Here is a 20484-nt window from a genome sequence, read left to right on the forward strand (position 1 = left end):
AGCGCATGTGAATCAAATTCACAGGGGAGCGAAGACCTTAGATGGACCAGTTCGGCGAGATGACGGTGTTCCTGCGCGTGATCGAGGAAGGCAGTTTTTCCGGTGCCGGCAGAAGGCTAGAGCTGTCGCCTTCGGCGGTGAGCAAGCTCATCGCTCGCATGGAGGCACGCCTTGGCGTGCGGCTGTTCGAGCGGATTGCCGGAGCCATACGCCTGACCCAGGAAGGCGAGCACTTTCGCATCGCCAGCCAGCGCGTGGTGCAGGCCATGGAGCAGGCTGAGGCCTGTGTGCGCGTGGCCGATGCCGAAATCTCGGGCACGGTGCGCATCCATACGGCGCTGACCACGGCCAAGTACCTGGTGGCGCCGCGTCTGCATCTGCTGATGGACCGGCACCCGCGCCTGCACCTGGATTTCGTCCTTGGCACGGAGCGCGGCGACTTCGTGCGTCAAGGCATAGACGTCGCCATCCACAGCGGCAGGCCTACGGAGCAGACGCTGATCGGCCGCCCGCTGATGCTCAGGCCCTGGGTGATAGCCGCAGCGCCGCAGTACCTCCAGCGCTTCGGCCATCCCGAGCAGCCCGAGGACCTGCTGCAGCACCGCTGCCTGAACTTCACCATACGCACGCAGTGGAACCGCTGGACCTTCCACGAGGAAGGCGGGCTCAAGACCATAGACATTCCCAGCCACATCGGAGCCAACCAGGGCGAGCTGTTGCGCAGCCTGGCGCTGCTGGGCCACGGCGTGGTGCGGCTGGCTCACTTCCATATCGCCGCCGACCTGGAGCGCGGAACCCTGGTGCCGCTGCTGCAGCAGTTCCAGGAGCGCAGCGAGGACGACCGCTTCTATCTGCTGTATCCGCGCGGCAGATCCCTGGCACCGCGCGTGCGCGCCGTGGTGGATTTCCTCGCAGGGGAGTTCGGCTGAGCGGATGCCCCCAGGCATTGCCGCGCACATTCAAGCAGGCTGCGCCCCCTTGGATCTGGGCACCGCCCGCAGGGACGCAGTCCATGCCCGCGCGCGCGAACACGAACAATACCGGCATGGCCGGTGCTTAGGGAACTGGGCCGCACGCCGGAGGCTGCCAGCGTCAGGCCCTGAGCCTAGCCATATCAGGCCTGGGGAGGCTGCTCGTCGACCTCGGCTCCCGGGTAGCGCGCAAAGCGGCGGTTCTCGGTGCCATGCACCGGATCACTGTCCTTCCAGGGCCAGCCGCCGAACTGGGTGCGGCGATAGTCCTGCATGGCCTGCATGATCTCCTCCTGCGTGTTCATCACAAAGGGACCGTATTGCGCCACCTTCTCGCCAATCGGCTTGCCCTGCAGCAGCACCAGCTCTGCACTGACATCGCCGGTGTTGACCAGCTCCAGCTCACGCTGAGCATCGACATGCATGGCCAGATGCCCGTTCACGGCTTCGCCACCCACGGTCATGCTCTTGCCTACGAAGAAGTAAAGCATGCGGTGAGTTTGGTCACCTGCTGCCCTGGGCATGCTCCAGCGGGCACCGGGCTCCAGCTCCAGCGTCCAGATGGCCACATCGCTGCCGGCCTGGGAGGCCCAGGATTCGGGCGGAGGCGGCAAGGCCTTGTCCGCACCGTCCAGGGCACCAGCCACTACGGTCACGGTCGTTTTGCGGCCCGCCGCATCGCTGAAGCTCAGGCGCGGGATCTGCTCGTTCCAGAACATGGTGAAATGGGGCTCCACCATCTTGTTCCTGGCGGGCAGGTTCAGCCAGATCTGGAACAGCTCCAGCGGATTGGGCTTGTCGCTGTTGAGCAGCGGAAACATCTCCGAGTGCTGGATGCCCTTGCCGGCCGTAAGCCACTGCACATCGCCGCCGCCGAAGCGCGCGGCTGCGCCCAGCGAGTCCGCATGGTCGATGCGGCCCTTGCGCACCAGGGTCACGGTCTCGAAGCCGCGATGCGGGTGGCCCGGGAAGCCCGGAATCGGCTCGCCGTGGTACATCGAGAAGCCGTTGCGGGCGCTGAAGTCGCTGCCCATCTCGCGCCCCTCGAACTCCACGGCCTGCACGCCCATCTTGCCGTTGCTGGCCGGATAGCTGTCATCGTGGTGAGCGCAGAACAGAAACGGATCCAGGCAGGGCCAGCGCGGCCCCAGGGGGGCGCTTTCCAGAATGGGTTGGCGATTCGTGGTCATGGAGTTCTCCTCTTGAGAGGCCGCTGCCAGTTGCAGGGCCCTAAGTCTCGAAGATAAGGCCAGCCCATGGGTTTGAAAGACATCACCACTGGGACAGTACTTGCCGCTTTTGCAACAGCGGCAGGCCCATACTGCCCTGGTCGGCGCTCAGCCGCGCGGCGGAATGTTCAGACCTTTTTGCGTCGCCGGGCGGGCCATGAAGGCCTTGAGCACGCGCTGCAGCTCGGGGAGTCCGCTCCAGCCCACCAGCTCGGCGGCGTTGTAGCCGTTCTCGTCGACCATATTGCGCACCCAGGGCCAGATGGCGATATCGGCAATCGTGATCTGCTCGCCCATGATCCAGTCGCGGCCCTGCATGCGTTGCTCCAGCACGCCCAGCAGGCGTTTGGATTCGTTGATATAGCGGTCGCGCGGGCGCTTGTCCTCGAAGTCCTTGCCCGCAAACTTGTGGAAGAAGCCGACCTGGCCGAACATGGGCCCCACGCCGCCCATCTGGAACATCAGCCACTGCAGCGTCTCGTAACGCGCCGCGGGGTCTGCGGGCAGCAGCGGGCTGCCGCTCTTCTCGGCCAGATAGATCAGGATGGCGGCCGACTCGAACAGCGCCAGCGGCTTTCCGCCCGGGCCTTGGGGGTCGATGATGGCGGGAATCTTGTTGTTGGGGAAAGTGCCGACAAACTCTGGCGTGAGCTGATCATTGGTCTGGAAGCTGACCAGGTGCGCCTCGTAGGGCAACTGCATTTCCTCCAGCGCAATCGACACCTTCACACCGTTGGGCGTGGGCAGCGAATACAGCTGGATGCGCTCGGGGTGCTGCGCGGGCCATTTGCGGGTCACGGAAAAATCGGCAAGGGTGCGGGTCATGCGGCTGGCTCCTGAAAAAGGGTTTGCCGCATCGTAACGGCAGTGGCCGCTCAGCGCAGCAACTGCCAGAACATCTGCACGCAGGGTGATGGCGCCTGCTGCATGCTGACCAGCGCAATGCGCGAGTGGCGCGCGGCGTCGGCCAGCGGCTGTAACACCACACCGGGCGGACATATCCGCTCATAGACGCTGGGCACGATGGACAGACCCAGGCCGGCGGCCACCAGCGCCATCATGGTCGAGGTCTCGCGTGCCGGCTGGGCGATGCGCGGCACAAAGCCGGCCTCGCTGCACAGCGCCAGAATATGTTCGTGCAGACCGCCACCCAGCACGGCCGGGTGCAGCACAAAAGGCTGGTCGGCCAGGCTGCTCAGTGCCAATGGCTCGTTCGCCGCCGAGGCGGCATGCGCCACGGGCAGGGCCAGCTTCAACTCGTCGCGCCACAGCGTCTGCTCCCGGATCGGCACAGGGATGCGAAACGTCGGCGAGGGGCGCATGAAGCCGATGTCGATCTGCCCGGCAGTCAATGCCGTGATCTGCTCGCCCGTGGTCATATGCTGCAGATCCAGCTCCACCTGCGGGTGGCGGCTGCGAAAATCGCGCAGCATGGTGGAGAACTCGTCAAACAGCGGCACCGATGCCGTGAAGGCGATGCGCAGCCGCCCGGCCAGTCCATGGGCTGCCATGCGCACCAGCTCGCCGGCCTGCTGATGCAGTTCCACGATCTGCCGCGCCTTGTCCTGCAGCAGCAGGCCCGCTGGCGTCAGCGCCACGGCGCGGCGCGAGCGTTCGAACAACTGCGCCCCCATCTCCTGCTCCAGCAGACGGATCTGCTGGCTCAGCGGGGGCTGGCTCATATGCAAGCGCTGGGCCGCACGGCTGAAATTCAGCTCCTCGGCCACAGCCAGAAAACAGGTCAGACGGCGCAAATCCATAGGACGATTTTCGTATCAAGTCCAGACGCAAACGGTATTGGACGCAATAGCCGCAGCTTTTCACAATCCGGTCAGCCGCAGCAGCCATGACGAAAGTAGCTGCCTGCGTTGATTCCAAAAGGGTTCAAGGCCTATCCCGCCCGCCCAATACAGAGAGACATTGATGAAGCCGTTTCCCCTTTTCACCGCTCGCCGAGCCCTTCTGATCAGCGCTGTGGCTCTGGCCGCAGGCTGCGCCCAGCAGCCAAGCAGCACGCCTAAGGAGCCTGTGCGTCTCATGACCTCGGGCGGCTTCACCGCAGCACACAAGCTGCTGGCGCCGCAGTTCACGGCCCAGACCGGCCTGGCGGTGGAGTCGGCTTATGGCTCGTCCATGGGGGCCTCGCCCACCTCCATTCCCAATCGCCTGAGCAAGGGCGAGAAGGCCGATGTGGTGATTCTGGCGCGCGGTGCGCTCGACGATCTAGCCGCCAAGGGCCTGGTGCGCAACGGCACCCAGATCGACCTGGTGCGCTCTGCCGTGGGCGTGGCTGTGAAGAAGGGTGCCCCCATCCCCGACATCAGCAGCGAGGACAAGCTGCGTCAGGTGCTGCTCAACGCCAAGAGCATTGCCTATTCGGCCAGCGCCAGCGGCACTTACTACGAAACCCAGATGCTCAAGAAACTCGGCATTCACGATCAGGTCATGCCCAAGAGCAAGAAGATCGTGACCGAGCGCGTGGGCACCATCGTGGCGCGAGGCGAAGCCGAAATCGGCCTGCAGCAGGTCAGCGAACTGCTGCCCATCGAGGGCATCAGCTATGTCGGCACCCTGCCCGATTCGGTACAGCACTACACCATCTTCTCGGCCGGCACGGCCAGTACCTCCACCAACCCGCAGGGGCTGGAGCAACTGCTCAAGTACTACACCTCGCCCGCCGCCGCCAAGACGATTCGTGACACCGGCCTGGAGCCCGTCGCCAAGCCCCGCTGAGCGCCGCAGTTCCCGCAAAAAAGCCCGCCAGGCAGACGCCTGCGGGCTTTTTTGTCACCTGGCAGCTCAGCGCTTGCTGCCCGCACTGGCCTTCTGCACCAGGGCCACTGTCAGTCCCTGGGCGGTGACGGTGATGGCGCCAGGCTCCATGGCCAGCGCATCCACCAGGGCCAGATCCTGGTCCTGCAACTGATAGAGCACTACCTGACCCATGGCCTGCTCAGCCAATGCCGTGGCATAGGTGCCCAGCATATCGCTGAGCGCGGGCGACAGCCCGTCCATGCTGAGCTGGTTGACCTTGATCTGGTAGGCGCGCAAGGTGCGGTCAGTGGGCTCATAGCGCAGTGCGAAATCGACATTGAGCAGGCCGCTGTACTGCTCCTTGAGCACCTTACCGCTGAGCTCGGCCGGGATCACGGCGTTGAGCATATTGCGCTCGGGCAACATGCTCAGCTGCGGCGCCTTCAGGTCCAGTTGCAGCAAACCCGCCACGGGGAACTGCCTGGGGAAACGCCTGGCCAGCATCTCCTGCAGCTTCTGCTGGCTCACGCTCACGCTGCTGGGCACGGACTTGCCCGAGCAGCCCGTGGCAGCCATTCCCAATTCCAACACTGTCACCGCCAACCATGCGCGCCGATTCATCACGACCACCGAACTCCGTAAAACCTGATTCAAAACCCATGCAAACACTTGATAAACCAACGCTGTCAGCTATGGTTTTTGATCAATCCATTGTCTCTGAGCCTGCTATTCCACAGAGTCTCGATGGGTGTTCGCAGTTCCCTATCTGATGCAATCTGCAGGTAAAAGACTGTTATCTAACGTCCGACGCCATCCAGGGTTGACTGTCAACGCTAGCGGCAGTGCATGCACAATGATTTGCATGACTGCAAATTCCCTTCCCGTCAGCCATGAGGCGCTGACCGCCGCCGCCCAGGACACCAGCCTGCCCGACCAAGTTCTGACCCAGTGGTTCGGCAGCCCCAGGCCTGGCAATGCCGATGCCCTGAAGCACAAGGCGCAGTGGTTCACCAAATCGGCGGCCTTCGACGAGGAGCTGCGCCAGCGCTTTGGCACTGCCGTGGAAGCCGCCCTGGGCGGTGCACTGCAGCACTGGGCAACCCAGGGTCCATGGCAGCAGCTGGCATTGGTGATCCTGCTGGACCAGTTCACGCGCAATATCCACCGCAACACTCCCAAGAGCTTTGCCGGTGACGCGCAGGCCCTGGCACTGGCGCTGCAGGCAATCGACGCCGGCAGCGACCGGCTGCTGCCCGAGGTGGTCCGCGTCTTTATGTATTTGCCGCTGGAGCATGCCGAAGACCCGGCCATGCAGCAACGCAGCGTGGCCGCCTTCGAGGCTTTGCTGCAGAGCGCCACGGACACCGAATTGCGCGAATATCTGGCCGGCACGCTGGACTACGCCCATCGCCATCAGGTGGTGATAGAGCGCTTTTGCCGCTTCCCGCACCGCAACAGCATTCTGGGCCGCGCCAGCACCGCCCAAGAGGCCGAGTACCTGGCCCAGCCCGGCTCAGGCTTCTAGAGCAATCACGAGCCGCGCGTAGCCTCGCGCAGCGCGGGCTCCTGGCGCGCCTGAGGCTGGCGCTCAGGCTTCTTGCTCGCTCCCAGGTCGCGGTGGCGCATGGCCCAGCGCTCCACCGTGTAGAACGACAGTGCCGACAGCGCGGTAGAGATCAGCAGGCCTGCGACCACGGTCACGGGCCAGGAGTAATCGGCGCGCAGATAGCGCACCACCGGGTAATGCCAGAGGTAGATGCCATAGGACAGCTGGCCCAGCTTGATGAGCACCGGTGCCGTCAACATCTCATAGACCAGTCCCGCGGGCTTTTGCACGGCCAGCAGCACGACCAGGGCCGCGCATTCCACCACCGTGATGCCCCAGACCATGGCGTGCTGGTTGTCCCACTCCAGCTCCATGATCAGCGGTACGGCCAGCACAAACCACATGGTGTAGGCGCGCAGCGACTGCAGACGCTCTACCCATTGCGGGCGCTCCATCATCAGCGCCGCCAGCAAGGCGCCGGCCAGCAGACCCGAGGCCCGCGTGTCGAAGCGGAAAAAGATTTCGTAGAACTGCTGGCCCTGCACCACCCAGAAGATGCGCCACAGCGTACTCAGCAGCCACAGCGCCGCAAGCGGCGCCCAGACTCGGCCAGGCGTGGCCTTGCGCAGCAGCAGAACCAGCAGCGGCGGCCAGATCAGATAGAAATGCTCCTCCACCGACAGCGACCACATGTGCAGCAGCGTGTCCGGACTGTCGAAGAAGGCAATGCCGTAATCAGCCAGATAGAGAATGGAGACCAGGGCGTCCGAATAGATGTCCGTCAGATCGGGCCAGATAAAAGGCGCGAACACACAGTAGGCTCCAAGGAACAGCGCCAGCGCAGGCATGAGACGGAAGAAGCGGCGACGGTAAAAGCGCCAGTAATCGAGCTTGCCATGCTGCCGATACTCCATCAGCAGCAAGGAGGTGATCAAAAAACCGCTGAGCACGAAGAACAGATCGACGCCGAAGAAGGCGCCATCGAACATCGGGGCATGTGCATGCGAGAGCAGCACCAGCACAATGGCTATGCCTCTCAATCCATCGAGCGCTGGGTTGTAGCGCAGCTTGAACGCCGACTCCACCAAAACCGGACACCTTTCCTTTCGCCCAGGCACGGGCCGGGCTTGCAGACAAACAATCACAGCCATGCACAAGACATGGCTGAAGCAGTATTCAGAGTTTGAGCAAAGAGGCAGTAACAGCTCTTTGCAGCGACCCGGGGGTCACTGAGCGCATGAAAACGCGCTCGGGGGTGCCGGAACCTGGCAGGCGATTTGTCTGCTTCAGCTCACTGACGGTGAGACGGCAGATTGTTATGGATGCCCACAGCCAGACGGCTTGGCGTCTGTTGACAGGTGAACAGACCGGGCCAATTTGAACAGATTTTTGCCGCCGGCCCAAACCAGGGGCAGAGCTTGCCGGGCTCTGGCAGGGTCTTGGCAAGCCGTGTTAACAATTAAGAACAAAAACAGCATGCCGAGCTCCACCCATCAGCATCATCAGCTATCAAATTCGAAGCTTCAAGATGACTTGCGGCGCCCGCAGGCGGGCGCACTCTGGTGAACATCGCGCCACAGCAGCATCTCGGCCACGCGCTCGGACTTGTCGTCATCAAAGCCCAGCTTCTGCGCGCGCTCGGCGGGGTTGGTCCAGGTGCCGAACAACATGTCCCACAGCGGCAGACCGTAGTTCTGCGCATGGTGGCCATGCTGATGGTGCACGGTATGCATTTCCGGGCGCTGCAGCACATAGCCAAGCCAGCGCGGCGTGCGCATGTCGGCATGGGTGAACAAGTCGAAGGCCGCCGTCAGTCCCAGGGCCACGGCCGCCGCCGCCGGGCTGGCACCCAGCACCCAGTAGCTGGAGATCACGCTCAGCAGCATGGCAGCGCAGGAGTCCAGCGGGTGGGCGTAGAACGAAGTCAGCACCTCGATGCGCCGCGCACTGTGATGCAGCTGGTGGAACACGCGCCACAGCAGATCCGAGGCATGGGTGGCGCGGTGCCACCAGTAAAAGACAAAGCTGGTGATGAAAAAGCTCAGCAGCCCCACCAGCAGCGGGTTCCAGTGTGCCCCCACATCGAAAAGCGCATGCTGGCGAATGCGCTCCTCCAGCAACCAGCCCAGAACCAGCGTGCAGACCAGCGTCAGCGCGCCCAGGGCGCTGCTGTAGATCAGCCAGCGCCGGTCGCAGAGATTGCGCGAGGCGGGCGCAATCACCTCGCGCGTGAAGACTGCCACGAACAGCAGCGCAATCAGCGGATAGACCAGGTACTCCAGCACGGCAATCATTCCCCTTGAGGTTTGCCATGCAGTCTATCGACTGGCGCCGCTCCAGTGCTTTATTGGGGCAATACGAACTGCTCCAGCGGCGTGTCGTTGGGCGCGGCCAGCTGTTTCTTGAGCACCTCGCCCATGGGCAGGTTCAGATTCACGTTCTTGGGCGCAATGGGCTGCATGAACCACTTGGCGTAGAGCTTGTGCATCTCGCCCGAGCGGAGCATCTGCAAGATGGCGCCGTCCACGGCCTTCTTGATCTGCGGGTCGTTCTTGCTGAACTGGATGGCAATCGGCTCGGCACCAATCACCTCGCCCACGATCTTGTAGCCCTTGGGATTCTTGCTCTGACCGATCACGCCGGCCAGCATGTTGTCGTCCAGCACAAAGGCATCGACGCGGCCCGACTCCAGCATCAGAAAGCTCTCGAACTGGTCCTTGCTCATCAGCGTCTTGAAGTTCAGCTCGTTGTCGCTGGCGTATTTGCGCAGAATCTGCACCGCCGTCGTGCCCGTGATGGCGCCCACATTACGCCCCTGCAGCTGCTTGAAGGAGGTGATGCCCGAGTCGGCACGCACGGCCATGCGCACCTCGCTGACATAGGTGGTCAAACCAAACGCCACCTGCTTCTGGCGCGTGAGGTTGTTGGTCATGCTGGCGCAATTGAAATCGGCCGTGCCGTTGTTGATCAGCGGCATGGTGTTCTGCGGCGTCAGCACCATGTACTTGATCTGGGCCTTGGGCGCAATCGCCTGCACCACGCGCTCGCAGAGGTCCATGTGATAGCCGACGAACTTCTCGTTGGCACCGATCGCGTAGGACATGGGAACCGCAGCCTCCCGCACCCCCAGCACCACGGTGCCGCCGGCCTGCCAGCGCTGCAGTGTGGGCGATGCGGACAGATCCACGGCCGTGTCGATATTGGCACCGATAGTGGAACTCGCCGCTTCAGTCTTGCCCGCAGCCATGGCCGAACCCGCGCATACCAGCGCTGCTGCCAGACCAACCCATTTCAACGACTTGCCCATCACCCACTCCCAAAAACAAAAGCGCCGAGACCCCTGGTCATCGGCGCTCATCACCCACCCGATCCGGCACACACCTCATGCAGTCATGAGGCCCTGGCCCGATTGTCCTTGTTCGCTTATTGCTTTGAGTGGAATGCTTATGCCTGCACTGCGCTTCATGCGTCGCGTTTGGCGGGGGCGGCCCCCATCAGTTCACGCAGGCGCTGGTGGGCGCTGCTGGCCTCATCGACCGGCTGCTGGTGCTTGGCCTGCAGATAGCGCTCGGTAAACACCCCCAGATAGCTCTCCAGTACCTGGCCGGCCTGCACATCGCCGGCATCGCCCACCAGCTCCAGACACAGCGCCGCCACCTCGCTGGTGCAGAAATGGTCGTCGCGCTTGGATCTGCGCAATTGGTAGCGAGAGATCAGATCCGGGTGCAGGCTGAGCACGGGAAAGCCATCGAGATACGGGCTTTTGCGAAACATCTTGCGCGCCTCCGACCAGGTCGCGTCCAGCAGTATGAACAGCGGGCGTCTGCCGGGCTGCAGCGCACGGCTGTCGCCGCCGTCCAGCGTCTCCAGCACACGCTCTGCAGGCTCTGCATATTCACCGGGGAAGACCACATAGGGCTGCCATTGCGGATCGGCCAGCAAGGCCTCCAGCTGGGGGTCCAGTTCGGTGCGCGACCAGCCAAAGGCATGGGTGTCCTGCACCACGTCGGCAATCAGCCAGCCCGTGTTGCTGGGCTTGAGCGGCTCGGCATCATGCATCAGCAGGCAGAAGGCCGCGCGCGTGGCCAGCTCGGGGCGCAGCGCGCACATGCAGTGGGAGGGGCGCAAACGGCAGCCCTCGCAGCGCTCGCCCTTGGGGCCGCCACGCGCCAGAAACGGACGCGTGCTGCGCGCCAGCCGTGCCTGGCGCAAGCGCGAGACGGCATGCGGAGACAGCGTGGAGGCAACGCTTTTCTGCGGGGTCAGAGTGGCGGAGGACAAAGGCGTGGAAGCGGGCAAGACAGACACCAGCAGGTTCGGACAGATGCCCGGATTGTCCCGCCTTTGCCAAATCCAGTGCTGATGCTGCAGGAGTGCCGCTTAGTCGCAGTCGCCCTGCTCGAAGGTCGGACCACGGCCGAAGCTGAACACCGTGGGCCTGGCATTCCTGAGTCCGGCGGAAATCACGTTCCTGAAGCGATCCGGCTCGCAGTTGAAGCGCGTGTCCAGCACATAGTCGTCGGACTCTGCCTTGACCATGGCATCGCGCCAGGCGGCAGTCGCATCCAGCACCTTGCCGTCCACCATGGGTGCCTGCACCGAATAATTGATGAAGTTGGTCAGGCGCGAACCCTTGGCCTCCAGATACACCACAGGGTCGGCGGCATTGCCGCACAGCGTCAGGCAGTCGGCGTAGTAACGGCTGTCCAGCAAGGGCTCGAAGCTGCCAAAGGTCAGATCGCCGAGCTTGATATCGGGCTGGCCCTCGGACACGTTCAGCACGCTCTTGAGCGAGAGATTGCAGCTGGGTGCGATATCGATCTCGACAGACTCGATCACCTTGTCGGCCTCGTCGCTGACCAGGGTGATATCGCAGCCGTCGGTGCGGAACTGGTGGCGGTGGAATTCCGAGCGCATGGCCGGGCCGGCGATCTTCTGCGCATAGGCCAGATTCATGCCTATGGTCTCGGTGCTGAACAACTGGTCGATCACGCGCCTGGCTTCTGCGGCAGGCGGTGCCGGCGCAGGGGCTGGCGCAGTTGCGGGGGCCTGTGCCGAGGGCGCGGCGCCCTCGGTCTTGGAGTCCGAGCAGGCCAGAAGCAGGGCAGCGCCAGCCATGGCAGCGGTCCAGACTCCGCAGCGTTTGATCCAGCGATGAGGCATCGGCATATCCTTGTGAGTTCGCAAGCCCCGCAATATAGGTGCAGGCCCCGAAATCACCAAGAACCAGAGGCTTCAGCCCCCAACGCACTCCAGTTCGAACAGCGGCATATCGGCCTGACGACTCAGCCATACGCCGCCGCCCAGCTCCTTGAAGTGAGGCTGCAGGCCGCGGCGGTACAGCTCGGCGCGGTGGCGATACAGGCGCGGGTCGGTCAGTTCCTCGTCGATGATGTCGCGCTCGTAGTCCTCGCGTGCCACAGCCTCGATGTAGAGCCCGCCGCGCGACAGCCGGCCCAGATTGGCCAGCGCCTTTTTCAGGTCAGTCGGACTCAGATAGGGCAGCACGCCCTGGCAGATCACCAGATCGAAAGGCTGGCAATCTTTGGGCTGCCAATCCACCACCGAGCCCTGCTCCCAGCCATAGCGCTCGCACAGATAGGGACTGAACTCCACGCCCTGATACTGCACGCCCGGAAAGTGCTTTTGCACCGCCTCGCGCCACAGGCCTATGCCGCAGCCCACATCAAGCACCCGCTGCACGGGCACGCGCAGATACGCAAGATACGAGCAGACAAACGCACCCAGCCGCCGCGCGTGCTCGGGGTCGATCACGCTGGTCTTCTTGTCAAAGTAAAAGCGCTGGTAATACGCCTCGTCAAACCACTCGTTGCTTGCTGATTGCACGCAGCCTCCTTCAAAAACAAACGGCGCCCGAAGACGCCGAAACTTCAAAAACCGACGCTGACTCAGGAAAGAGACAGCCAGCAAGGGCCTGGGCGGCCCCGCCGCCCCGCAGCGATGGCTTTCGTCCCCCGCCGGGGCAAGGCGCGCAGCGCCTCAGGGGAGTTAAATTCTGCCGACCACGGACCAGCCCTTGCGCTGGTCCTGCTTGTTGTTCTCATAGTCCCACACCGTGCCGCAGCGCTCGCAGACATAGCGGGTCACCGTCGCCGTAGTCGAGCCGCGCTCCTCCTTGCGGTTGCCGCGCTGCATCAGTTCGGCATGGCCGGGGGCTTTGCGCCAGTTGCGCTGAATGCCGGCACAGGCGTCGCACAGATGGTCTTCGGCAGGAGTGGTGGTGTTGGTCATGAAAAAACTACTGAATGTGGTGCAGGCCCCGGACATACGCCCGCGCTGCAAAGCAGCCATTGTGCCGCCTGCCCCGGTTTTGCACCGGCAGCGGGCACAGCATCACCGCTTGCAGGTCGGGCATGACCGCACTCCATGTTGCCGTTCGTGGCTCAAGGCCTTGCCCTGCAAGCGCAGACAGCTCCTGTTTTTGATCCCCTCCACTGAAGATAAAAAAGGCCGCTTGCGCGGCCCTGGTTCAGGCAGCCTGGATCAGACCTTCGCGGGGCGATAGGCCAGGCAGATCTTGTTGCCGTCTGGGTCGCGCAGATAGGCCAGATACATGGAGTCGCCGCGCCAGCCCGGCGCGTCCTCGATCGACACACCGCCTGCGGCCAGGCCTGCCGCATGGGCTGCATTCACCTGATCGGTGGACTGGGCCAGAAAGCCCGTGGTCGCGCCATTGCCCGAGCTGGCCGTTTCGCCGTTGATGGGCGTGGAGATGGCAAACACGCCCGTGGGGCTGCGGTAGAAGAAACGGTTCTTGTTGGCAACGCCGGGCGCAATGCCCAGCTGACCCAGCAGCGCGTCGTAAAAGCGCTTGCTGGACTCCAGATCATTTACACCCAGCATGATGTGGCTAAACATGGTTGTCTCCTGGAAAAGCCCTGTTTCGGGCGAAGATGGGAAATCGGCAAGCCATCGTAACGGGAGCTTGCCGCCCTCTTCTGTCACCCATTTTCAGCCCACCATGCTGCCAGACCATTTCACCCCGGTTCCCCTGGACAAGTCCTACCGCCTGCTCAATCACGGCCCCACGGTCATCGTCTCGGCCCGGCATGCAGGCGAGCGCAATGCCATGAGCGCGGCCTGGGCCTGCGCGCTCGACTTCGCGCCGCCCAAGATCAGCGTGGTGCTCGACAAGGCCACGCGCACGCGTGCGCTGGTCGAGGGCAGCGGCTTCTTTGCCCTGCAACTGCCCACCGTGCCCCAGGCAGCGCTGACGGTGGGCATAGGCACGGACAGCGCCGTCACTGAACCCCACAAGCTCGCCAAACATGGCGTGCAGCTGTTCGACGCACCGGGCTTAGCTGTACCGCTTGTGGCTGGCTGCGCCGCCTGGCTGGTCTGCAGGCTGATCCCCGAGCCGCACAACCAGCAGAGCTATGACCTGTTCATCGCCGAAGTCGTGGCCGCCTGGGCCGACGAGCGCGTGTTCCGCAACGGACACTGGGAGTTCGGCTCCGCCCCCGCCGAGCTGCGCACCCTGCACTATGTGGCGGGCGGGCAGTTCTTCGCGATTGGCGAATCGGTGCTCGTGAAATAGAAGCTCTCATGGCTGTATCGCTTATGCATCAATCGCTGGCAGCTATCAAAATAATGCGCACCTTGCCGTAACGGCCACTGATACCCTCAGGCGCCCTGGCCCGCAGCGCCTGCGCACCCAGGTCTTTGTAACCGCCTTGATTTAGACTGCATCACTGGCTGACATATCAACAACCCACGACTGCAGGTGCCGTACCGCCGCACAGGGCAGCGGTCTCTGCATCAATCACCGTGAAGTGACAGGCAATGGCGCAAGAGTTTTTTGATCCCGTGCTGTTCATCAAAGAAGATGCGCCGACGTCGGTCGATCTGTCGCAGACACCGTTTTTCTGCAATATCCACGGGTTCCCGCACTATTGCGCGGAGCCGCCCACAGGCTTGCAGCTGCTTGAGCCTGCCGCCAGTGACCCCACGGCCGTCATCGGCAACGCATACCGCGTCCTTTCTGCGACCACCACCCACCCCGACCCCAAGTACGGCAATCAGACCAAACTGGAGTTCCAGGCCGATCAGGTCGAGTACGAAGCCATTGCAGTCACGCATCAAACTGCAGCGGCGTTCGGCATGACGCTGATCGAGCCAGGCCAGGGAGTTCGCATCACCAGCCCCCAGCCACATCTTTCGCTGGTCGACTATGAGTACGGCATGTTTGCCGGGCACCGCTCGCCCTATGAGGGAACCGGCTACCGCTTGCTGGGCAAGATCTGTACCGACCTTGAGCATCACGATTTCCCGCATGTCTTCACCTCCATCGACCCTCACCTGCCGCTGGTGATTTCGGTGGGAAAGTACTGGCCACAGCAGCAGAAAATCTGCCTGGCAGACCTCTGGCTGCCGCGCGGCATGGCCTTGTATGTGCCGCCCCGGCCCAGCCTGCCCGGACAGACCTGCCTGGATCTGCACGGCAACCGCAACTCGGCCCTGGCCTGCTGGCGCGGGATAGAGCGTTCCAGCGTCAAAACCCAGACCCTGCTGCAGACCGAAGGCGGCTATTTCTACTGGTTCTGGAACGAGCTGCCCACCACCCACCCTCTTCTCGATCTGACAGGAGCGTCCCATGCTTGAAGCCCGCCCCCGCCTGCGCACCCTTGAACCCGACACGGACAACGGCCTCTACCAGACGCTGCTGGAATCCACCCTGGCGATTCCGTTCAAGATTGACTGGACCACGAAGAAATACAGCTATATCGGCCCGCAGATCGCTGATCTGCTGGGCTGGAGCCCCGAGAGCTGGGAGACCGTGAACGACTGGGCCGAACGCATCCACCCCGACGAGCGCGAGCAAACCGTCTCGCGCTGCGTGGAGCTGTGCCTGGCGGGTGTGGATCACGAGGCCGAGTACCGGGCGCTGACCAGCGACAACCGCTTTGTCTGGGTCAAGGAAGTGGTGCATGTGCTCTGCGACGAACAGGGCCAGCCCACAGCGCTGATCGGCTTCACCTTCGACATCACCGAGCAGAAAAAATCCGAACATTTGCGCGCCGAGCTGGAGGCCCAGAAGCTCTCCAACGCGCGCCTGCAGGAGCGCCTGCGCCTGACCCACGACCTGCACGACGGCCTGGGCGGCGAGCTGGTCCATATGATTGCCTCGGTCGAGCAGGGCAGCGATGCCATGACCCGGCCCCAGGTGCTGTCCATGCTCAAGCTCATCCGCAACGATCTGCGCCAGAGCATAGACAGCAACGCCTCGGCCCAGGTGCGCGTGCCAGCCACTCCACAGGAATGGCTGGCACCCTTGCGCCGCCGCTTCAACGATCTGTTCGAGGCCCTGGGTGTGCGCTGCGACTGGCAGTTTCCGCAAAGCTGGAGTCAGCCGCCCAACGCGCTGCAATACCTGGCTCTGACCCGGCTGATCGAAGAAGCTCTGACCAATGTCATCAAACACAGCCAGGCCCGTCATGTGCGCCTGTCCCTGGTGCAACCGCAGGCGCAGGAGTTGCTGCTGGAGATCGAGGATGACGGCGTAGGCTTTGATGTGCAGGCCGTGGATGCATCTGGTCTGGGCGTGGGAATGCGCTCCATGGCCGTGCGCATTGCGCGGGTCGGCGGACTGCTGGGGATTGAGTCGTCGCCGGGGCGGACTGCTTTGGCGGCGAGGGTGGTGTTGGGGGCTGAGGACTGAGCTTTTTGGGCTGTGGCGCCTATTTAGCAAGTACTGGCAGCTATCGATCTAGATTCATTTTTGTCGCCTGCGACAGAGGCCGGGCCTCGCCCCGGCAGGCGAGTTACCTTTCTTGCTCGCACAAGAAACGTAACCCAAAGAATGCGCCCCGACTGTCTGCGTCCCTGCGCTTCGCTGCGGGCAAACCTGCGTCACGCATTTCAGGCTGCGGTGCGGCAAAACTCGCTTTGCGCTACGCGCTCCGCTCAGACAGGTTGCCGCAAATTTGAAGACAAAGCATTGGCACTCTGCGGTGCCAATGCCCGCAGCCCGAACCGCGTGCTGCAGGCGCAGACACACGGGTGAATGCGGGCGGCCTGCGAGAGCTATGAGCAAATCGGGCTGTACCGCTTATTCAGCAAACGCAAGCAGCTATCAAAAGCACAAAGAAGCTATCCCGCATCCGGTATTGCCCCTTGTACCCACGCCTGCGACCGCAAGCGCTTGGTGCGGGCAGTTGCACCGCAGAGTGCAGCTGCATCGTCATCACTTCTGCGGCAACCTGCCTGAACGGAGCGCTGAAAGCGCGCAGTGAGTTTTGCCGCAAGCAGCAAGAGATTGACGGCGCAGGTTGCCCCGTAGCGCAGCAAAGGGGACGTGGGCAGCAGGGGCTGTGTTCTTTGCTTACTTTCTTGGGGGCGGCCTTCCGTCACAAGCAAGAAAGTGAGTCGGCTGGCGGACCGAGACCCGCCCTCTGTCCATCAATCGGGCATGTCGTTAAAAGAAAAACTCAGGCCAAATCAGCCTTTCCCCAAGGCAGACCAAGCGCCGACAGCTATCAAAACAAGAAGGGCATGCGGCCCAACAAGAGCCACATGCCCAGTCAGTCTCAAACTCAGGCGCACAAAGCGCCATCAGCCATCAATATTCGAGGCAGATCTTGCCGAAATGCCTGCCCGCTGCCTGATGCTCGAAGGCCGCCACCATCTGCTCCAGCGGATAGCGGCTGTCGATCACGGGCTTCCAGCCGAAGTTCTCCAGCGCGCGCACCATGTCCTGCTGCTGCTCGCGGCTGCCGACGATCAGGCCCTTGAGGGTTTGCTGCTTGCGCATCATCTCCACCGTGGGCACGGCGCCCGCAAAGCCGGTCAGCACGCCGATCAACGCGATATGGCCGCCCACGGCGCAGGCGCGAATCGACTGGGGCAAGGTGCCGGGGCCGCCGACCTCGACCACGATGTCGGCTCCGCGTCCGCCGGTGGCGGCCAGCACGGCGTCGCCCCATTCGGGCTGCTCCTTGTAGTTGATCACCAGATCGGCTCCCAATGCCTTGAGCTGCTCGGCCTTGGCCGCGCTGGAGGTGGTGGCGATGACGGTGGCGCCCATGCTCTTGGCCATTTGCAGCGCAAAGATGGAGACGCCGCCCGTGCCCAGCACCAGCACGGTGTCGCCGGCCTTGAGATGGCCGTCCACCACCAGCGCGCGCCAGGCCGTGAGGCCGGCCGTGGTCAGCGTGGCGGCCTCGGCATGGCTCCAGCCCTGGGGGGCATGGGTAAAGCTGGTGGCGGGCAGGTTCACGAATTCGCGTGCAAAGCCGTCCACGCCGTCGCCGGGCACGAGCTGGAAGTCGGAGGGCACGTGACGGCCCGACAGCCATTGCGGGAAGAAGGTTGAGACCACGGCATCGCCCACGGCAAATTCCTTCACGCCTGTGCCCACTGCCGTGACCAGGCCTGCGCCGTCAGCCATGGGAATGCGGCCGTCGGCCGCCGCGCCGGGACGGCGCACCACGCCCAGGTCGTGGTAGTTGAGCGAGCTGGCGTGAATGCGCACCTGGATCTCGCCCGCAGCAGGCGCCGCAGGTGCGGGCAGCTCGACAAGCTTCAGGTTTTCGAAACCGCCGGGCGCGGCCAGTTGCATGACTTTCATGGAGTGCTCCTCAAGAGGTGAAACAGATGCTTTGCATGGTGCCGTCAATGCGCATCCACCGCCAGTACCAACATATTTGTTGGGTAGTATTAAAAATGTAAGCAATGCATGAATGCGGGCTGACGCTAGGATGCTTGCACTTTGGAACTGCAGCGAGGTGCCCATGAAACGATTGAACAGCAAAAGCGGCTGCGCCGTGGAGGTGACGCTGTCCGTCATGGGTGGCACCTGGAAGCCCATCATCCTGTTTCAGCTGCTGCACGGCAAAAAGCGCTTTGGCGAGCTGAGCCGTGCCATCCCCGGCATTACCCAGCGCATGCTGACACTGCAGCTGCGCGAGCTGGAAGAGGCCGGCATCGTCGAGCGCACGGTGTATGCCGAAGTGCCGCCGCGCGTGGACTATGCGCTGACCGAGCTGGGCCGCAGCCTGCAGCCGGTGCTGATCGCCATGCGCAACTGGGGCATCGCATACAGCAAGAACTTTGCTCAGGCCGAGCCCATGCACGACACAGATCAGAACGGCGCAAGCTGCCTGCCAGACTTGAAGCAAAAACAGGCTTGAGCGCTTACCCATCAAATGTCAGCAGCTATCAATTCCAATAAATCGACAGCAAAAAGCCCGCAGGCTGCAAAAGCTTGCGGGCTTTGGTCTGAAGCCGCAGGGCTTATTTGCCGGCGGTCAGCGTGGTGTAGCTGTTGATCAGATTGCGGTAGTCGGGGATGTGGTTGGAGAACAGAGTCCCCAGCCCCTCGATGTCGTTGCGCCAGTCGCGGTGCAGTTCGCAGGCCGCGCCGAACCAGGTCATGAGCTGGGCGCCGGCCTGCTCCATGCGGCTCCAGGCCGCCTGCTGGGTCATGCTGTTGAAGGTGCCCGAGGCATCGGCAATGACGAACACCTCGAAGCCTTCAGCCAGGGCCGACAACACCGGGAAGGCCACGCAGACCTCGGTCACCACGCCGGCGACGATAAGCTGCTTCTTGCCCGTGGCCTTGACGGCCTTGACGAAATCCTCGTTGTCCCAGGCATTGATCTGGCCGGGACGCGCGATATAGGGGGCAGTGGGGAATTTTTCCTTGAGTTCGGGCACCAGCGGGCCATTGGGGCCGTTCTCGAAGCTGGTGGTCAGGATGGTCGGCAGCTTGAAGTACTCGGCCATGTCGGCCAGGGCCAGCACATTGTTCTTGAACTTGTCGGGGTCGATATCGCGCACCAGGGACAGCAGACCAGTCTGGTGGTCGACCAGCAGCACGGCGGCATTGTCTTTGTCGAGGCGAACGTAAGGCTTTTGGCTCATGGGAATCTCCTTCAAGAGTGGAGGTGGGTGAAAGCCGGCGGGCGCGCCCGCCGGTGGGAAAACTCGATACCGTGCGACCTGCTCAGGCCGCAGCGCCATGGCGCTCGACCGCCGGGATGCGGCCGAACTGGCCGCTGCGGAAGTCCTCCAGCGCCTGCTGGATTTCCTCGTCGCTGTTCATGACGAAGGGGCCGTAGCCGACCACGGGCTCGTCAATCGGTTCACCCGACAGCCACAGCAGCGTGACGTCGCTGTTGGCTTCCAGATGCACGCTGTCCGCAGCGCGGTCCATATGCACCAGCTGTCCGGCGCGTGCAATCTCCTGGCCGTTGACCATCAGCGTGCCGTGCAGCACCACCAGCGCCAGCGTGTGGCCGGCCCGGGCCTGCAACTCGGTGGAGGCACCGGCGTTCAGCCTCACATCCCAGACATCAATGGGCGTGAAGGTTCTTGCCGGGCCGCGATAGACGGCCCCCTTGCTGTCAAGGTAGTCACCGGCGATGACACGCAGATGACCCGCACCGTCCGGCAGAGCGACCTGCGGGATGTCGGCATTCAGCAGGTTCTGGTAGCCGGGGGCGGACATCTTGTCCCTGGCTGGCAGGTTGACCCACAGCTGCACCATCTCCAGCGGTCCACCGCTGCGTGCAAAGGCTTCGGAGTGGTACTCCTCGTGCAGGATGCCCGAGGCCGCCGTCATCCACTGCACATCGCCGGGGCCGATGGTGCCGCCGGCGCCCGTGGAGTCGCGGTGGGCCACTTCGCCCTCATAGACGATGGTCACGGTCTCGAAGCCGCGGTGCGGATGCGTGCCCACGCCGCGCCGCGCCGTGGTGGGCGTGAAGCTCTGGGGACCGGCGTGATCGAGCAACAAGAATGGGCTCAGTGCCTTGCCGTGGTCGCCATAGCTGAACAGCGAACGCACGGGAAAGCCATTGCCCACCCAGTGGGGACGGGGGGCTTCGTAGACACCCAGAATTTTCTTGAGCATGACATTTCTCCTTGCGGCATGCCTGCAGTCCCTGTGGTCACTGCAGGTGTTGAACATGGGAGAAGTATGAATTTGGAACGATAACTTGAGTAGTCCACAATATTCAGTCTC

At 63.2% G+C, this 20484-nt stretch carries 22 protein-coding genes; 7 read left to right on the forward strand and 15 right to left on the reverse strand.

All coding sequences use genetic code 11. The annotated features are described in order from the left end of the window. The first annotated feature begins 41 nt into the window (after nt 1-41). Nucleotides 42-929 (forward strand): LysR family transcriptional regulator, encoded by an 888-nt coding sequence (locus tag AAIL67_RS06050; protein ID WP_343483579.1) that lies wholly within the window; start codon nt 42-44, stop codon nt 927-929. 185 nt (nt 930-1114) lie between these two features. Here the strand turns inward: AAIL67_RS06050 and AAIL67_RS06055 are convergent, their stop codons facing one another. The 3 genes from AAIL67_RS06055 to AAIL67_RS06065 form a co-directional block, all read right to left on the reverse strand. Further along, nucleotides 1115-2161, reverse strand: a complete 1047-nt coding sequence (locus tag AAIL67_RS06055) for a pirin family protein (RefSeq protein WP_343483580.1) — start codon at nt 2159-2161, stop codon at nt 1115-1117. A gap of 147 nt (nt 2162-2308) precedes the next feature. After that, on the reverse strand, nt 2309-3025 hold the full coding sequence (locus AAIL67_RS06060; protein ID WP_224649270.1) for a glutathione binding-like protein: 717 nt from the start codon (nt 3023-3025) through the stop codon (nt 2309-2311). Between the two features lie 50 nt (nt 3026-3075). Further along, nucleotides 3076-3960, reverse strand: coding sequence for a LysR family transcriptional regulator (locus tag AAIL67_RS06065; RefSeq protein WP_343483581.1), 885 nt, complete (start codon nt 3958-3960; stop codon nt 3076-3078). A gap of 163 nt (nt 3961-4123) precedes the next feature. On the opposite strand from AAIL67_RS06065, the gene AAIL67_RS06070 reads away from it, so the two are divergent. Continuing rightward, nucleotides 4124-4933, forward strand: a complete 810-nt coding sequence (locus tag AAIL67_RS06070; protein WP_343483582.1) for a substrate-binding domain-containing protein — start codon at nt 4124-4126, stop codon at nt 4931-4933. Nucleotides 4934-4999: 66 nt separating this feature from the next. On the opposite strand, the gene AAIL67_RS06075 is transcribed toward AAIL67_RS06070, so the two are convergent. Next, nucleotides 5000-5530 carry a hypothetical protein gene (locus AAIL67_RS06075; RefSeq protein ID WP_003066992.1) on the reverse strand — a complete coding sequence of 177 codons (531 nt, stop codon included), beginning with the start codon at nt 5528-5530 and terminating at the stop codon, nt 5000-5002. A gap of 277 nt (nt 5531-5807) precedes the next feature. Between AAIL67_RS06075 and AAIL67_RS06080 the strand changes: the two genes are divergently transcribed. Next, a complete protein-coding gene (locus tag AAIL67_RS06080; protein ID WP_224649272.1) occupies nt 5808-6479 on the forward strand; it encodes a DUF924 family protein in 672 nt (223 codons plus the stop codon). 5 nt (nt 6480-6484) lie between these two features. Here AAIL67_RS06080 and AAIL67_RS06085 read toward each other — a convergent pair whose 3' ends face one another. The 8 genes from AAIL67_RS06085 to AAIL67_RS06120 all read right to left on the reverse strand — a co-directional run bounded on the left by AAIL67_RS06085 (nt 6485) and on the right by AAIL67_RS06120 (nt 13379). Continuing rightward, nucleotides 6485-7588, reverse strand: coding sequence for an acyltransferase (locus tag AAIL67_RS06085; protein ID WP_034350912.1), 1104 nt, complete (start codon nt 7586-7588; stop codon nt 6485-6487). 435 nt (nt 7589-8023) lie between these two features. Continuing rightward, on the reverse strand, nt 8024-8794 hold the full coding sequence (locus tag AAIL67_RS06090) for a sterol desaturase family protein (RefSeq protein ID WP_343483583.1): 771 nt from the start codon (nt 8792-8794) through the stop codon (nt 8024-8026). 50 nt (nt 8795-8844) lie between these two features. Next, nucleotides 8845-9807 carry a transporter substrate-binding domain-containing protein gene (locus tag AAIL67_RS06095; protein ID WP_343483584.1) on the reverse strand — a complete coding sequence of 321 codons (963 nt, stop codon included), beginning with the start codon at nt 9805-9807 and terminating at the stop codon, nt 8845-8847. A gap of 155 nt (nt 9808-9962) precedes the next feature. Beyond that, nucleotides 9963-10799 carry a tRNA-uridine aminocarboxypropyltransferase gene (locus AAIL67_RS06100; protein WP_034382435.1) on the reverse strand — a complete coding sequence of 279 codons (837 nt, stop codon included), beginning with the start codon at nt 10797-10799 and terminating at the stop codon, nt 9963-9965. A gap of 81 nt (nt 10800-10880) precedes the next feature. After that, nucleotides 10881-11663 carry a hypothetical protein gene (locus tag AAIL67_RS06105; RefSeq protein ID WP_343483585.1) on the reverse strand — a complete coding sequence of 261 codons (783 nt, stop codon included), beginning with the start codon at nt 11661-11663 and terminating at the stop codon, nt 10881-10883. Between the two features lie 72 nt (nt 11664-11735). After that, nucleotides 11736-12347 carry a class I SAM-dependent methyltransferase gene (locus AAIL67_RS06110; protein ID WP_034350923.1) on the reverse strand — a complete coding sequence of 204 codons (612 nt, stop codon included), beginning with the start codon at nt 12345-12347 and terminating at the stop codon, nt 11736-11738. A gap of 162 nt (nt 12348-12509) precedes the next feature. After that, a complete protein-coding gene (locus AAIL67_RS06115; protein ID WP_019042688.1) occupies nt 12510-12752 on the reverse strand; it encodes a hypothetical protein in 243 nt (80 codons plus the stop codon). Between the two features lie 252 nt (nt 12753-13004). Next, nucleotides 13005-13379 carry a VOC family protein gene (locus AAIL67_RS06120; protein ID WP_343483586.1) on the reverse strand — a complete coding sequence of 125 codons (375 nt, stop codon included), beginning with the start codon at nt 13377-13379 and terminating at the stop codon, nt 13005-13007. A 103-nt stretch (nt 13380-13482) separates the two neighbouring features. Here AAIL67_RS06120 and AAIL67_RS06125 point away from each other — a divergent pair, with 103 nt between their 5' ends. The 3 genes from AAIL67_RS06125 to AAIL67_RS06135 all read left to right on the forward strand — a co-directional run bounded on the left by AAIL67_RS06125 (nt 13483) and on the right by AAIL67_RS06135 (nt 16179). After that, nucleotides 13483-14058, forward strand: a complete 576-nt coding sequence (locus tag AAIL67_RS06125) for a flavin reductase family protein (protein ID WP_343483587.1) — start codon at nt 13483-13485, stop codon at nt 14056-14058. Between the two features lie 245 nt (nt 14059-14303). Further along, a complete protein-coding gene (locus AAIL67_RS06130) occupies nt 14304-15122 on the forward strand; it encodes a hypothetical protein (protein ID WP_343483588.1) in 819 nt (272 codons plus the stop codon). Next, entirely contained in the window at nt 15115-16179 is a 1065-nt protein-coding gene (locus tag AAIL67_RS06135; RefSeq protein WP_063662279.1) for a PAS domain-containing protein, read from the forward strand. Before AAIL67_RS06130 ends, AAIL67_RS06135 begins: the two co-directional genes overlap by 8 nt. A 900-nt stretch (nt 16180-17079) precedes the next feature. Here the strand turns inward: AAIL67_RS06135 and AAIL67_RS06140 are convergent. Next, the gene (locus tag AAIL67_RS06140) at nt 17080-18087 is read right to left on the reverse strand and encodes an NAD(P)-dependent alcohol dehydrogenase (protein ID WP_343483589.1); all 1008 of its coding nucleotides are present in this window, start codon (nt 18085-18087) and stop codon (nt 17080-17082) included. A gap of 163 nt (nt 18088-18250) precedes the next feature. On the opposite strand from AAIL67_RS06140, the gene AAIL67_RS06145 reads away from it, so the two are divergent. Continuing rightward, on the forward strand, nt 18251-18649 hold the full coding sequence (locus AAIL67_RS06145; protein WP_197483923.1) for a helix-turn-helix domain-containing protein: 399 nt from the start codon (nt 18251-18253) through the stop codon (nt 18647-18649). 103 nt (nt 18650-18752) lie between these two features. Here the strand turns inward: AAIL67_RS06145 and ycaC are convergent, their stop codons facing one another. Continuing rightward, a complete protein-coding gene (gene ycaC / locus AAIL67_RS06150; RefSeq protein WP_034350937.1) occupies nt 18753-19382 on the reverse strand; it encodes an isochorismate family cysteine hydrolase YcaC in 630 nt (209 codons plus the stop codon). A gap of 82 nt (nt 19383-19464) precedes the next feature. Continuing rightward, nucleotides 19465-20373 carry a pirin family protein gene (locus AAIL67_RS06155; RefSeq protein ID WP_063662288.1) on the reverse strand — a complete coding sequence of 303 codons (909 nt, stop codon included), beginning with the start codon at nt 20371-20373 and terminating at the stop codon, nt 19465-19467. Between the last annotated feature and the right edge of the window lie 111 nt (nt 20374-20484).

The organism is Comamonas sp. A7-5 (assembly GCF_039581385.1).
In the GTDB taxonomy this organism is placed as follows: domain Bacteria; phylum Pseudomonadota; class Gammaproteobacteria; order Burkholderiales; family Burkholderiaceae_C; genus Comamonas; species Comamonas thiooxydans.

Bases quoted from the DNA above. Each gene is read 5' to 3' on its own strand.
- AAIL67_RS06115 (WP_019042688.1), bottom strand. From the start codon at position 12,752: ATGACCAACACCACCACTCCTGCCGAAGACCATCTGTGCGACGCCTGT.
- AAIL67_RS06055 (WP_343483580.1), bottom strand. From the start codon at position 2,161: ATGACCACGAATCGCCAACCCATTCTGGAAAGCGCCCCCCTGGGGCCG.
- AAIL67_RS06050 (WP_343483579.1), top strand. From the start codon at position 42: ATGGACCAGTTCGGCGAGATGACGGTGTTCCTGCGCGTGATCGAGGAA.
- AAIL67_RS06070 (WP_343483582.1), top strand. From the start codon at position 4,124: ATGAAGCCGTTTCCCCTTTTCACCGCTCGCCGAGCCCTTCTGATCAGC.
- AAIL67_RS06130 (WP_343483588.1), top strand. From the start codon at position 14,304: ATGGCGCAAGAGTTTTTTGATCCCGTGCTGTTCATCAAAGAAGATGCG.
- AAIL67_RS06105 (WP_343483585.1), bottom strand. From the start codon at position 11,663: ATGCCTCATCGCTGGATCAAACGCTGCGGAGTCTGGACCGCTGCCATG.
- AAIL67_RS06080 (WP_224649272.1), top strand. From the start codon at position 5,808: ATGATTTGCATGACTGCAAATTCCCTTCCCGTCAGCCATGAGGCGCTG.
- AAIL67_RS06140 (WP_343483589.1), bottom strand. From the start codon at position 18,087: ATGAAAGTCATGCAACTGGCCGCGCCCGGCGGTTTCGAAAACCTGAAG.
- AAIL67_RS06125 (WP_343483587.1), top strand. From the start codon at position 13,483: ATGCTGCCAGACCATTTCACCCCGGTTCCCCTGGACAAGTCCTACCGC.
- AAIL67_RS06135 (WP_063662279.1), top strand. From the start codon at position 15,115: ATGCTTGAAGCCCGCCCCCGCCTGCGCACCCTTGAACCCGACACGGAC.
- AAIL67_RS06120 (WP_343483586.1), bottom strand. From the start codon at position 13,379: ATGTTTAGCCACATCATGCTGGGTGTAAATGATCTGGAGTCCAGCAAG.
- ycaC (WP_034350937.1), bottom strand. From the start codon at position 19,382: ATGAGCCAAAAGCCTTACGTTCGCCTCGACAAAGACAATGCCGCCGTG.
- AAIL67_RS06145 (WP_197483923.1), top strand. From the start codon at position 18,251: ATGAAACGATTGAACAGCAAAAGCGGCTGCGCCGTGGAGGTGACGCTG.
- AAIL67_RS06090 (WP_343483583.1), bottom strand. From the start codon at position 8,794: ATGATTGCCGTGCTGGAGTACCTGGTCTATCCGCTGATTGCGCTGCTG.
- AAIL67_RS06065 (WP_343483581.1), bottom strand. From the start codon at position 3,960: ATGGATTTGCGCCGTCTGACCTGTTTTCTGGCTGTGGCCGAGGAGCTG.
- AAIL67_RS06095 (WP_343483584.1), bottom strand. From the start codon at position 9,807: ATGGGCAAGTCGTTGAAATGGGTTGGTCTGGCAGCAGCGCTGGTATGC.
- AAIL67_RS06155 (WP_063662288.1), bottom strand. From the start codon at position 20,373: ATGCTCAAGAAAATTCTGGGTGTCTACGAAGCCCCCCGTCCCCACTGG.
- AAIL67_RS06060 (WP_224649270.1), bottom strand. From the start codon at position 3,025: ATGACCCGCACCCTTGCCGATTTTTCCGTGACCCGCAAATGGCCCGCG.
- AAIL67_RS06075 (WP_003066992.1), bottom strand. From the start codon at position 5,530: ATGGCTGCCACGGGCTGCTCGGGCAAGTCCGTGCCCAGCAGCGTGAGC.